Source organism: Limnobaculum parvum (assembly GCF_003096015.2).
Taxonomy (GTDB): domain Bacteria; phylum Pseudomonadota; class Gammaproteobacteria; order Enterobacterales; family Enterobacteriaceae; genus Limnobaculum; species Limnobaculum parvum.
Genome location: NZ_CP029185.2, coordinates 2,474,637 through 2,487,575, shown reverse-complemented (window position 1 = coordinate 2,487,575; position 12,939 = coordinate 2,474,637). Strand labels below are relative to the sequence as shown.

8 protein-coding genes are annotated in these 12,939 nt (G+C 52.1%); all 8 read left to right on the top strand.

Annotation, left to right across the window (positions count from 1 at the left end):
• Nucleotides 1-148 precede the first annotated feature (148 nt).
• The 8 genes from tssB (at nt 149) to HYN51_RS10450 (ending at nt 12,923) form a co-directional block, all read left to right on the top strand.
• Nucleotides 149-661 (top strand): type VI secretion system contractile sheath small subunit, encoded by a 513-nt coding sequence (gene tssB / locus HYN51_RS10485; RefSeq protein WP_108899313.1) that lies wholly within the window; start codon nt 149-151, stop codon nt 659-661.
• A 37-nt stretch (nt 662-698) separates the two neighbouring features.
• Nucleotides 699-2,237 carry a type VI secretion system contractile sheath large subunit gene (gene tssC, locus HYN51_RS10480; protein WP_108899314.1) on the top strand — a complete coding sequence of 513 codons (1,539 nt, stop codon included), beginning with the start codon at nt 699-701 and terminating at the stop codon, nt 2,235-2,237.
• A 21-nt stretch (nt 2,238-2,258) separates the two neighbouring features.
• Nucleotides 2,259-3,611: a type VI secretion system baseplate subunit TssK gene (gene tssK / locus HYN51_RS10475; RefSeq protein WP_108899974.1), complete on the top strand. Its 1,353-nt coding sequence runs from the start codon at nt 2,259-2,261 to the stop codon at nt 3,609-3,611.
• Nucleotides 3,608-4,267 carry a type VI secretion system protein TssL, short form gene (gene tssL / locus HYN51_RS10470; protein ID WP_108899973.1) on the top strand — a complete coding sequence of 220 codons (660 nt, stop codon included), beginning with the start codon at nt 3,608-3,610 and terminating at the stop codon, nt 4,265-4,267. The genes tssK and tssL overlap by 4 nt, the downstream gene beginning before the upstream one ends.
• A gap of 199 nt (nt 4,268-4,466) precedes the next feature.
• A complete protein-coding gene (locus HYN51_RS10465) occupies nt 4,467-6,212 on the top strand; it encodes an OmpA family protein (protein WP_157953027.1) in 1,746 nt (581 codons plus the stop codon).
• 10 nt (nt 6,213-6,222) lie between these two features.
• Nucleotides 6,223-6,711 carry an Hcp family type VI secretion system effector gene (locus HYN51_RS10460; RefSeq protein WP_108899318.1) on the top strand — a complete coding sequence of 163 codons (489 nt, stop codon included), beginning with the start codon at nt 6,223-6,225 and terminating at the stop codon, nt 6,709-6,711.
• A gap of 175 nt (nt 6,712-6,886) precedes the next feature.
• Complete coding sequence (gene tssH / locus HYN51_RS10455) at nt 6,887-9,637, top strand: type VI secretion system ATPase TssH (RefSeq protein ID WP_108899971.1); 2,751 nt, start codon at nt 6,887-6,889, stop codon at nt 9,635-9,637.
• A gap of 4 nt (nt 9,638-9,641) precedes the next feature.
• On the top strand, nt 9,642-12,923 hold the full coding sequence (locus HYN51_RS10450) for a DUF2345 domain-containing protein (RefSeq protein ID WP_108899970.1): 3,282 nt from the start codon (nt 9,642-9,644) through the stop codon (nt 12,921-12,923).
• Nucleotides 12,924-12,939 lie beyond the last annotated feature (16 nt).

The window sequence follows — 12,939 nt, the reverse complement described above, 5'->3', positions numbered from 1 at the left end:
TTTATCAATAACCAATAGATGGAACCACGGTTATCGACCATGAGGCAGAACCTCATCCGAGCGCTCGGATATTTCAGGCAGTTGATGCATAAGGAAATAGGGAACGTAGTTGTGGTGTACTTTACTAATAAGGATCAGGACTAAGACTATGGCTGACAGCTTTCAAAACGAAGTTCCCGCAGCGCGCGTAAATATTAAACTCGATCTTCATACCGGCGGCGCACAGAAAAAAGTTGAATTACCACTGAAACTATTAGTGATGGGCGATTATAGCCACGGTCAGGAAAATCGCCCCATTGCTGAAAGAGAAAAGATCTCCATCAATAAAAATAACTTCAATGCCGTATTAGCGGATTTAAACCCTACAGCTAAACTCACCATCAAAAATACCCTAGCCGGTGATGATTCAGAAACCAACGTATCGTTAAGTTTTAAAGATATGAAAGATTTCGAACCGGAGCAGGTAGCCAAACAAATTCCTGCATTACGTTCACTACTCGCCATGCGTAATCTATTACGCGACCTGAAATCCAACCTGTTAGATAACGCCACTTTCCGTCAGGAACTGGAACGTATTTTAAAAGATGAGCAATTATCGGACGAACTGCGCGCCGAATTAGCAGCAATTGGTTCTTTACCCGGCGGCTCTGATTCTCAGTAATCATGACTCTCTGATACGTATTTTATAAGGATTGTTTATGTCTACCTCTACACAAGGTTCCAGTTCTAAAACAGCCAGCACCGTCGTAAAAGACGCCGGCAGCGTCTATCAGTCTCTGTTCGATAAAATTAATCTCACCCCAGTGGCGCAATTTGACGATATCGTCAAGTTTCAGGACAACGATGCGTTGGCAGAAGCCTCGGCGGACGAACGTGTCACCATGGCGGTTAACGTCTTTCTGAACATGGTTCAGAAATCGGCGCAAAAAGTGGATAAGCTGGACAAGAGCCTGCTGGATTTCCATATCAGTCAAATCGACAAACAGCTGAGCGAGCAGTTAGATGCCGTCATGCATCACCCAGAGTTCCAGTCTATCGAGTCTGCATGGCGTGGTTTGAAGTTTCTGGTTGACCGCACCGATTTCCGCCGCAACGTCAGAATCGAAGTGCTGGATGCGTCTAAAGAAGCGCTACAGCAAGATTTCGAAGATGCGCCAGAAACCATCCAAACCGGTTTCTACCGCCATACCTACATTCAGGAATATGACACCCCGGGCGGCGAGCCGATTGGCGTAACCATCTCTAACTTTGAGTTTGACCGTGGCCCGCAAGATATTGCATTACTGCGTAATATCTCTAAAGTCGCGGCGGCGGCCCACATGCCGTTTATCGCCTCCGTCGGCCCGGCATTCTTTGGCAAGAACAACATGGAAGAAGTGGCTGCCATTAAAGACATCGCCAACTATTTTGACCGTGCTGAATACACCAAGTGGAAAAGCTTCCGCGATACCGACGATTCCCGCTATGTGGGTTTAACTCTGCCGCGTGTGCTAGCGCGTCTGCCTTATGGTCCAGATACGGTACCGGTGCGTAACTTCAACTATACCGAAGAGGTAAAAGGGCCGGATCACGACAGATATCTGTGGACCAACGCCTCATTTGCGTTTGCCGCCAATATGGTAAAAAGCTTCGTGCGTAACGGTTGGTGTGTCCAAGTACGTGGCCCGCAAGCGGGTGGTTTGGTTGACGATCTGCCGATCCATCTGTATGACCTCGGCACCGGCAATCAGGTGAAGATCCCAACGGAAGTACTGATCCCGGAAACCCGTGAGTTTGAATTTGCTAACTTGGGCTTTATTCCCCTGTCATTCTATAAAAACCGCGACTACGCGTGTTTCTTCTCCGCTAACTCTACCCAGAAGCCGGCGCTGTATGACACCAAAGAAGCCACCGCCAATAGCCGGATCAATGCCCGTTTACCGTACATTTTCCTGCTGTCGCGCATTGCCCATTACCTGAAAGTGATTCAGCGTGAAAACATCGGTGCCACCAAAGACCGCCGCGTACTGGAGCTAGAACTGAACGCTTGGATCAATAATCTGGTGACAGAAATGACCGATCCGAGTGATGAAGTTCAAGCATCACACCCGCTGCGTCAGGCTAAAGTGACCGTAGAAGATATTGAGGATAACCCGGGCTTCTTCCGCGTGAAAACCTTCCTTATTCCTCACTTCCAGATTGAAGGCATGGACATCAATTTATCGATGGTTTCTCAAATGCCAAAGGCTAAAGCTTAATTTTATCTGGAGTTTTAAATAATGAAGATCCACCGCCCGTTATGGAGCGAAGGTGCGTTTTTGTCGCCGGAACAATTCCAGCAGCAAAGTCGATGGGAAGCGTTTAGTAACGATCAGATTGCCAGGCTCGGCCTGGCTAATCCTTGGGGCGTCCAGCGCGTCACGTTTGACACCCAAGCTTTAGCCTTGAATAGACTCAATGCCGAAAGTTTAAGCGTGCGTTTTCCCGATGGCAGTTGGATAGATACCGACGTCTCTGATGCGCTGCCTCCGGCTCGCGATCTGAAACACAGCATTCCAGCCGATCGTCATGATGTGACGGTGCTGTTGGGGTTGCCGCTGTTACATGCTAATGGTGGAAACTGCCATCAGGACGGTCACTACTCGGAGCGACCATTACGCTACCGGCAGGAATGGGTCGAAACGCAGGACATATTCGGTCAGGGGAATGAATCCATTGCCGTTGAGCGTTATGCACTGACGCTGCTGTTTGATTTTGAAGAACAGGGAGATTATCTCACCTGTCCATTGATTCGACTAAAGCGCGATGCTAACGGCCTGTTTGCCATTGAACCGGCATTTTTACCACCGCTACTGAGCCTCACCGCCAGTAATGGCGTGCTGACCCAACAGCTGGACATGTTATGCACGCAGGTGCAGTCAAAGCGCCAGCGCCTGATGGGAATGCGTCGTGAGCGCAATCAGCAAATGGCGGAGTTTGCCGTGGCGGATGTGTCACTGTTCTGGCTGCTCAATGCCCTGAACAGCCATGAGCCGCTGCTGAAGTTTCTGCACCAGTACCCGGTTACCCATCCTGAGCGACTGTATCAGCAACTGGTCTCTCTGGCGGGCGCGTTGCTGACGTTTTCGCTGGAGCATGACGTTGAGGCCATCCCGTCTTATCAGCATAACCAATTGGATAGGGTATTCCCGCCGCTGTTTAAACTGATTGGTCAACTGCTGGAAGCCAGCTTACCGTCAAGGGTGATTGCCATCGATCTGGTTCACAGCAACGGAACCCGCTGGTCTGGTCGCCTACAAGACAGCCGCCTGACGGAAGAGACCGATTTCTATCTGTCGGTGCGCTCATCGTTACCGGCGCATCAACTGCTGGAACTGATGCCGGTGCTGTGCAAAGTGGGCTCTCCGGACGATGTGAATCAAATCATCAACTCGGCGCTGTCCGGCGTTCCGCTAAAAGCATTAAGTCATGTACCGGCAGCCATCCCGCTGCGGCTGGATAACCAGTACTTTGCGCTGGACTTAACCCATTCGGCCGCGCAAAGCATGCTGGCGGCACGTTGCTGCGAGTTTTACGTTCCGCGCTCGTTGCCGGACGTTTCGCTGGAACTGTTTGCGGTACTTAAATCATGAGCCAAAACCTGAAAACTATTTCCATTGATGAACTGTTGCGTGATACCGCCCTGACCGTCGTGCATTTGCGCGCGGGGTCAGTGGTTGAACAGGGGGAAGCGCTGTACAAACGCTGCGTAGAGCAGATCGAGCAACTGCGTAAACGCTTAACCGACATGCAATGCAGCACGGACGTGGTTAACGACATCAGCTACGCCGCCTGTGCCTTACTGGATGAAACCGTCCTGTTACGCAATAGCGATGAAGGTTACAACGTTTGGCAGGGCACGCCGCTACAGGTCACCTTCTTTAAAACGTATCGAGCCGGTGATGAGCTGTTTGAACGCATTCGCCAGCGTATTGGCCATCCGGAAGGGGCTCAGCTCGTGCTGGCTTGCTACGACCGCATTTTGGGGTTGGGCTTTCAGGGCCGTTATCTGGCACAGCCACAAACGGAAAGAGAACAACTGGTGATGGCGGTACGCGATCTGTTGCCGAAGTCTTCAACGGGTAACAACGCGCCAACAATTAACGCAGTGCAGGGGAAAGGCGGCTTTTGGCGTCGTTCTTCGCTGCTGTTCTGGACCGGTATTTCAGTGATGGCGGTGATTTTACTGTACATGCTGTTACGCCAGCATCTGGACAGCACGCTGGTTCAGCTATTACAGGATGCATAACAACGTTTCAATCCGGCGCTGTGACGGCAACCGGTATGAAAATCTATGCAATTAATCAGGCGTTTTACAGGAGAGAGAAACTTACACAGCAATAGGGAAAGTCCCGGCGGTGTTGACTTTAAGCGGAGTGGATAGTTTAGCGTCATACCCGGGTTGCCCCTTATCGATGGGGTAAGGCGTCCTGCACAACGAGACGGCATTGCAAAATCGACGTGGGATTGAAATTAAGGATGTGAATGTGGGTGATTACCCTTGGCGAGTGCAGCTGTTGTATGCCACCTGTCTCTGTCTGGCTCTGCTGCTGTTCTTCCTACCTTTGCCGACCGGCTGGGTAGTTATAGGTTGTGTGCTGACGCTGTTGGTCAGCGGATATAAAGGGTGGCGCACCTTACGGTATACCAAACAGGTTAAACAGGTATCACCTTATCTGGATGCGCTAGACGGACAACTGGAAGCATTGCCGGCGCGACTGAGACGCCGGTTACCGGTGATATTCGTCACCGGCGATGCGACCCCCCGTTACTTTGCGGAACAAGACAATCAGCAAGTAGCGATAAGCGGTAAGTGTATCTGGATTGCAGTACCGGATATGTCGACGCTCTCTCTGACGGCAGACGCCCTGAGCGGACGCTGGCCCGAGATGGCAGGAAGGATAGGCGTTCTGTTCACGCTGACGCCTGAACGATATATCAACGGCCCGTCGCTGGCAGGATATCTGCAAACCTTTCGCCAGTCATGGGCGGATGCCAGTAAAACCAGCGGTTACAAGCTGCCGGGGTACTTGGCGGTTAATGCCCGACTGGGTGAAGAGCCCTCAGAATCAGCGCCGTGGTTCTGGTGGAATCAACAGAGTTCGGGAATACGTATTCTGGATGACTGCCACACGCCGCTAAACCTGTGGTGTCAGCAGGCAGAGCAACCGCATCAACATCGGCGCCAACATCTGGCGGTGATGTTGAAAATCTTACAACAGTGGCTGGATGAGCAGGTCATTTCAGTACTCAATGATACACAACAGCCGGTTCCCCAGTGGATACCGGGGGCGGTAGCGTGCCTGAACATCCGTTTGGCGGGTGAAAGTGAAAACGTCTGGCAGCGCTATTTACACGATGCCACTACGTTATCGCTTCCGGCGGCGGCTGAAACGAATCAGTCGATCGCCTTGCCAGAGCGCTTGGTGGAAGACATGCCGGTGTACTGTCCGTTACCGGCCAAGAAAAGGGCGCTGTGTCATGCGGTCATACTGACGGCGATATTTGCGGCGATGGCATTATGCTCATCGGCTTATCACAACCGCCAATTGCTGCAACATGTCGCAGGCGATCTGAATGCCTACCGGCAGGTAGCTATGGACAGCTATGACGAAAAGTTAACCCGCCTGAATGTGCTGAAAACAGACCGCCAACTGTTAGATAAGTATTACCGGGAAGGCGAACCCGAACGGTTGGGGGTGGGATTGTACACCGCCGGGCGATTAATCCTGCCGTTGGATGTGGCGATTAAAAATTACCAGCCACCGCCTCCGCCGCCTCCGGTAGAGGACGTACCGAAGCTGGTCCGCCTCGACAGCATGTCGCTGTTTGACGCCGGGAAGGCCCAACTGAAAAGTGGTTCAACCAAAATTCTTGTAGACGCTTTAATTAACATTAAAGCCAAGCCGGGGTGGCTGATTCTGATTGCGGGCCATACCGATGTCACAGGAAATCCAGAAAGTAATCAGACGCTGTCACTGGCCAGAGCGGAATCGGTCCGCGACTGGATGATACACACCAGTGATATCGAGAAGACCTGTTTCGCCATTCAGGGGTACGGGGCAACTCAACCCATTGCTGACAATGAGACAGCAGAAGGAAGAGCGGCTAACCGCCGGGTGGAAATCAGTTTGGTGCCAGACGCTTCGGCATGTCAGCCACAAGCCGGGCATCAGATATCTCAACAAAACTAAGGAGAGAGTAATGGCAATTCCTGCATATCTGTTTGTTAAAGATGATGGTGGTGCAGACATCAAGGGATCGGTGACGGTTCAAGGACGTGAAGGCAGTATTGAACTGGTTGAGTTTGACCATAAGGTTCATATTCCCACCGATGGTAACACCGGCAAATTAACCGGTACTCGCGTACATGCGCCTTTAACCTTTGTTAAAGAAGTGGATTCTTCATCCCCTTATTTGTACAAAGCGGTGACCACCGGTCAAACCCTGAAATCAGCTGAAATCAAATGGTTCCGTATTGATGATTCTGGTCAGGAAGTCGAGTACTTCAACACCCTGATGGACAGCGTGAAAGTGGTTTCTATCAAACCCATCATGCACAACATCAAAGATCCAAGCAAAGAGCGTTACAACCACTTAGAAGAAGTGGAAGTGCGCTACGAAAAAATCACATGGACTTATAAAGATGGCAACATCATCCATGCTGATAGCTGGAACGAAGGTCGCGGTTAAATTCCCGACGTCCTTGAAACCGGCGCGGCGTTCACTTTCTGCCTTGCCACGGTTCCAATGACTTAGGGCATTACCGCCATGATGCACCGGTGGGCTTCTGCCGGTGCATTTATCACCAAGATAAAATCATGCATCTATCTCCAAGATAAAATCATATTGTGCCAGGGAGCAGCCAATGATCACCGATCCTTCCGTATTACTACGTCGATTAAACCCCTATTGCGCCAAAGCGTTAGAGGCTGCTGCCAGCCTGTGTCAGACGCGCGCACATCCAGAAATTACTTTAGAACATTGGTTACTGAAATTGCTGGAGCAAGGGTGCGGCGATATGACGGTGATCGCTCGTCGCTATGAGCTGGATTTGGACAGCGTATGGCAAGCACTGCTCAATCAACTGGAAACCTTACCCCATACGGTACAGCAGAAACCGGTATTATCCGGCGTGGTACAAGAGCTGTTAAAGTCAGCCTGGCTTATCGCCTCGCTGGAAAATCAAGCCGATTCCGTGCGTTCAGCCCACATTCTTCAGGCGCTTTGCGACAATCCCCAATGGCTGAAAGCCCGAGACGCGTGGCCTTTACTCAGCGTTTCTCAGGTTCAGCTTCAGCGTCTATTACCCATTCTGGACGAACTCTCCGATGAGAGCCCAGAACGGGTCAACGCACCCACTTACGAGAGCGCTGACTTTGCCAGTGCCGATATCGCCCCAACTGCACCGGGCGCCAGCACATTAAATAAAACGGCACCACCACCGGCACAGCCTACCGCATTAGACCGTTTCACCATCAACCTAACTGCCAGAGCAAAAGAACAAAAAATCGATCCGGTATTTGGTCGCGATGTAGAAATTCGTCAGATGGTGGATATCTTATCCCGCCGTCGTAAAAACAACCCGATTTTGGTGGGGGAACCCGGCGTAGGAAAAACCGCGCTGGTAGAAGGCTTAGCCCTGCGTATTGCCGAAGGCAACGTGCCGGACAGCTTAAAACCGGTCAATATTCATACGCTGGACTTAGGTTTGCTACAGGCCGGTGCTGGCGTGAAAGGTGAATTTGAGCAGCGGCTAAAAAACGTGATTGACGCGGTACAGCAATCGCCCACCCCAATCCTGCTGTTTATCGATGAAGCCCATACCATTATTGGGGCGGGTAATCAGGCCGGGGGAGCCGATGCGGCTAACTTGCTGAAACCCGCGCTGGCTCGGGGGGAACTGCGTACCATTGCCGCCACCACCTGGTCTGAATACAAACAGTATTTTGAGCGCGATGCGGCATTGGAACGCCGCTTTCAAATGGTGAAAGTGGATGAGCCAGACGACGACACCGCCGCGCTGATGCTGCGCGGCCTAAAGTCTCGCTATGCACAGCACCACGGGGTTCATATTTTAGATGAAGCGGTACGTACCGCAGTTTCACTGTCGCGCCGCTATATTACGGGTCGTCAGCTACCGGACAAAGCGGTGGATTTGCTGGATACCGCATCAGCCCGAGTGCGTATGGGGTTAGATACTATTCCCGAAGAGATAACGCTGCTAGAAGCACAGCTTTCAGCACGGGAGTACGAGTACATCGCCCTGAGTGAAGATAAAGAACTGGGGGAAGCCATCCCCGAGTCACGTTTGGATAAGATTAAAGTCGAGCAGCAAGGGCTGATCCAACAAATTGAGCAGCGCACCGTACAGTTTACTAACGAAAAGCAAATTATTGAGCAACTGATTGAGCTGCGCTCTTGGCTGAACCAAACGGATATACCGCAAACGCCGCAGGAGATAACCGAGCAGATTAACCAACTTCAGCAACAGCTTTACAACGTACAGGACTCGGTACCGCTGTTGTCGCTGGACGTAGACAGCCGCACCGTTGCTAGCGTTATCGCCGACTGGACCGGGGTTCCATTAGAAAGCCTGATGAAAGATGAGCAAAGCAACCTGCTGACGTTGGAAAGCAAACTGGCAGAAAGAGTCATCGGGCAGGATGAAGCGCTGATATCGCTGGCCCAGCGTTTACGGGCGGCAAAAACCGGCCTGACCCCGGAGAAGGGACCGTTGGGGGTATTCTTACTGGTAGGCCCATCGGGGATTGGTAAAACCGAAAGCGCGCTGGCGCTGGCGGATAGCCTGTTTGGTGGTGAACGCTCGCTGATCACCATCAATATGTCTGAATATCAGGAAGCCCATACGGTTTCCCAACTGAAAGGCTCCCCGCCTGGCTATGTGGGCTACGGACAGGGGGGCATCCTGACCGAAGCGGTACGCCGTCGCCCTTACAGCGTCGTGCTGCTGGATGAAGTAGAAAAAGCCCATAAGGACGTCATCAATCTGTTTTATCAGGTCTTTGACCGAGGCTTTATGCGCGACGGTGAAGGGCGTGAAATTGATTTTCGCAATACCGTTATTCTGATGACCGCCAACCTCGGCAGCGACTACATGATGGCGTTGCTGGAAGAGCAACCTCAGGCGACCACCGCCATGCTGCATGAAGTGATTCATCCTATTCTGCGCGACCACTTCCAACCGGCTTTACTGGCCCGTTTCCAGACCGTGATTTACCGCCCACTGGGGGCCGACGCGTTAAGAAAAATTGTGGCGATAAAAATGGGCAACGTGGCGGAAAGATTACAGCGCCACTACGGCATTGAGTTTCGGGTTGAAGAGAGTTTGTTTGACGAACTGGTGAGCGCCTGTTTATTGCCGGACAGCGGAGCCCGCAATATCGATAGCCTGCTGAATCAGCAAATTTTGCCGGTACTGTCACAAACCCTGCTGCAAATGCAGTCACAGCAGAAGAAAGCCAAAGCGCTGGCCTTGGGTTACCGCGAGCAGGAAGGCATTACGCTGGATATTATTGAACACGACACGACCGCAATGACACATTCTGCACCGGAAGCAGAGATAACCTTGGGCGTTTACGAGTCAGAAAAGGAATAACGGAATGAAAGACCAACTGATAACAAAGGGTAAAGATCTGCTGGACGAACAGCTTCAGGCCTATGGTCTTGGGGGAATGGTCGGCCAGAGTAGCAGTAGTAACCGCAGTGGTTCAGCCGCCAGCTTTTCATCATTAGGTGATGGCATCAACCGTTATCAGTTGGCGATAGACGGATTGAACGCTCAACTTTCTGTGTTAAGCGTACAGGGCCATGAACACCTGAGTGAGGCTTGGCAATACGACATTCAGTTTACCGCGCAGCACGGCCTGAGCATGGAACAGGTGCTGAGTGAAAAAGCGGTGTTTACGCTGGCGCCCGGCGGTATCAGCAGCCTAAGCGGCGTTGCCGGTCAGTTAAGTAATGAACTGATGAGCGCGTTTAACGCCTTTGGCGGGATGTTCAGCGACAAGATTGGCAGTGCGTCCAACTCGCTTTCCGGTGGTTTTTCCATTAACAGCGTGAGCCAGATGGCGAGTCGCGGCATGGGCAGGGTGAATCAGGCCAGCTCGGCGATGAGCCAACTGGGGGGAATGGCGGACTCGGTTGGCGGCATCGCCGGTAAAGCCTCAGGCTTACTGGGCAAAGCCGGCTCCAGCCTGTCGACCCTCAGCGGTATCACCCGTTCACTAGGCGGTAGTGAAAGCGAAACCCGAATTTTATACGGGGTGGTCACCGCGTTCAGTCAGTTAGCCACATCGGCAGACGAAGCCCGTTACGCCATTACGCTCGCCCCGCGTTTAGCCCTGCTGGAGAACACCCAAAACAGCGCCATCTACCAGAACCAGACGGTTCCCCAAGTGGTAGAGCAGGTGCTGCGTCAACACGAAATGACCGGGGTGGATTTCCGCTTTGAGCTCACGGAAAGCTACCCGGTCAAAGAGTACATCTCTCAATGGCAAGAGAGCGACCTGACCTTTATTCGCCGGTTACTGGCGGACAGCGGTATCTGGTTTCGCTTTGAAACCCACACCAAACACAACTGTGATGTGGTGGTGTTTGGCGATTGTGAACAGCAATATCAGGACGGCCCAACCGCCAGCTATCGTCAGCCTTCTGGCAATAACGATAACGGGGTGGAATCGGTATGGGATATGTCGGTAGCCCGCAAGACCGTGCCCAAAAATGTGCTGACCCAAGACTATAACTACCGTAACGCCCAAACCGGCATGAAGTCCGACGTTAACAGCGCGCAAAAAGATAACACCACCCGCGGTCAACATTATGTTTACGGTGAGCACTATCGCGACAAAGGAGAAGACACCAACCACGCCAATGCACAGGATGATTTAGTCGGTCAGTTCAGCAATATGATGCCAAACGGCTTAGGGGATATCCCCGGCGTCAGCCAGTTAAGCGGCGTGGCAGGCTCGGTGGGCGGTGCGGTCAGCGGCGTTAAGGGTGGGGTTTCATTACCCTCGCCAGCGGGTATCGCCGGAGGAACATCGGCTGCGGGTATGGGCGATATCGCTAGCGCTGCCGCGGGTTCAGTGGGTTCCTCTGCTCGTTCAGCGGTTTCCGGCGTGACCGGTACGGTACAGAACATGGCGGGGCAGGCCAAAGGGGCTTTCGACAGCGTCGGCAGTTCGCTGGGAGGCTTATCCGATAAAGGTGGAGACCTGCTCAATGGCTTGAGCGGCAGCGACAGTGAAAGTGACGCTGCTGCCAGCGAAGAGCCCGAGGGCGTGGGTCAAGGCGCGTGGTATGCTCGCCTGCGCCATCAGCGCTTTATGACCGAACAAATCACCATCAGCGGAAAGACCACCTTATCCCATCTGGCTCCGGGGCAAATTCTGACCGTATCCGGTTCGCCAATAGCCGAAGCGGGCAGCGGCATTCTGATTGTTTCAGTAGAGACGCAGGGCGACCGTCAACAGGCCTATGTCATCAGCTTCACCGGTATTCCTTACGACGTACTGCGCCCTTACCGCCCAGTTCGTTTGCCTTGGCCGACCATCAGCGGCACCTTACCGGCAAGGGTCACCAGCCCGGATAACGACACCTACAGTTATATCGACGCACAGGGGCGCTATCGGGTGAAGATGGACTTCGACCTGAACGACAACTGGCGTAAAGGGGAAGAGAGTTTATGGATGCGGCTGGCGAAATCCTACGCCGGTGAAACCTACGGCATCCACTTCCCGCTGATTGACGGCACCGAAGTGGCTATCGCCTTCACCGAAGGCAACCCCGACCGACCGTATATCGCCCACGCCATGCACGACTCCCGTCATGGGGATGTGGTCACTCTTGCCAACCATAAACGCAACCTGATCCGCACCCCAGCCAATAACAAATTGCGAATGGACGACGAGCGCGGCAAAGAGCACATCAAAGTCGCCACCGAATACGGCAAAACCCAACTGAATATGGGGCATCTGGTGGATGCCGAACGTAAACAGCGGGGAGAAGGGTTTGAGCTACGCACCGATGAGTGGGGGGCGATACGGGCGGGGAAAGGGCTGTTTATTAGTGCGGATGGGCAACCGAAAGCCTCGGGGTTGAGTCTTGAGATGGAAGCTGCATTAAGTCAACTGGAGCAGGCTAAAATGGATATGCAAAGCCTGACTGAAGCTGCTCGTAAAGCGAAAGCGTTGGTGGCTGATATCGATGCGCAACAGGCCCTACTAGGACAACGTTTAAATAATTTAAGTGCACAAGTAATTTTAGCCAGCGCACCTCAAGGTATTGGTTTAACCAGTGGTGAACATATGCAAATTGCTACAGCTCAAAATATGACTTTAACTGCTGGTGATCAGATTGATATTGGTGCCATTAAGGATGTCACGGTGGCCGCTGGTGGAGGGATAGGATTATATGCCCTTGAATCCGGTATGAAGCTATTTGCTTCTAATAATGATATTGATATTCAAGCTCATCAGGGACAAATAAGTACCTGGTCAACGAAGGATACCCTGATTAGCAGTGGAAAGCGGATGGTGATATCTGCGCAAGATGAGCTCATTCTGGTTTGTGGTGGTGGTTATATTAAAATCGCGGGGGGAAAGGTAGAGATTGGTGCTCCCGGTGAGTTACTGCTTAAGACCGCGGGTATTACCAAACAGGGTGCATCCAGTCAGGAGGGTGCAATGAAGTCTTTTGACCCTAATACATTTAAAGAACGTTTTGTTATTACTAATCAAAGTACCGGAGAAACATTACCGAATCAGAAGTACCGGGTGACTACCTCCTCCGGTAACATTATTGAAGGAATAACAGGAGAAGATGGTTTAACTGAATTGATGGAATTTAGTGCCATTGATCGTGTGAAAATCGAACTGTTATAACACGGGTTATGATTTG

Bases quoted from the DNA above. Each gene is read 5' to 3' on its own strand.
- tssB (WP_108899313.1), top strand. From the start codon at position 149: ATGGCTGACAGCTTTCAAAACGAAGTTCCCGCAGCGCGCGTAAATATT.
- tssC (WP_108899314.1), top strand. From the start codon at position 699: ATGTCTACCTCTACACAAGGTTCCAGTTCTAAAACAGCCAGCACCGTC.
- tssK (WP_108899974.1), top strand. From the start codon at position 2,259: ATGAAGATCCACCGCCCGTTATGGAGCGAAGGTGCGTTTTTGTCGCCG.
- tssL (WP_108899973.1), top strand. From the start codon at position 3,608: ATGAGCCAAAACCTGAAAACTATTTCCATTGATGAACTGTTGCGTGAT.
- HYN51_RS10460 (WP_108899318.1), top strand. From the start codon at position 6,223: ATGGCAATTCCTGCATATCTGTTTGTTAAAGATGATGGTGGTGCAGAC.
- tssH (WP_108899971.1), top strand. From the start codon at position 6,887: ATGATCACCGATCCTTCCGTATTACTACGTCGATTAAACCCCTATTGC.
- HYN51_RS10450 (WP_108899970.1), top strand. From the start codon at position 9,642: ATGAAAGACCAACTGATAACAAAGGGTAAAGATCTGCTGGACGAACAG.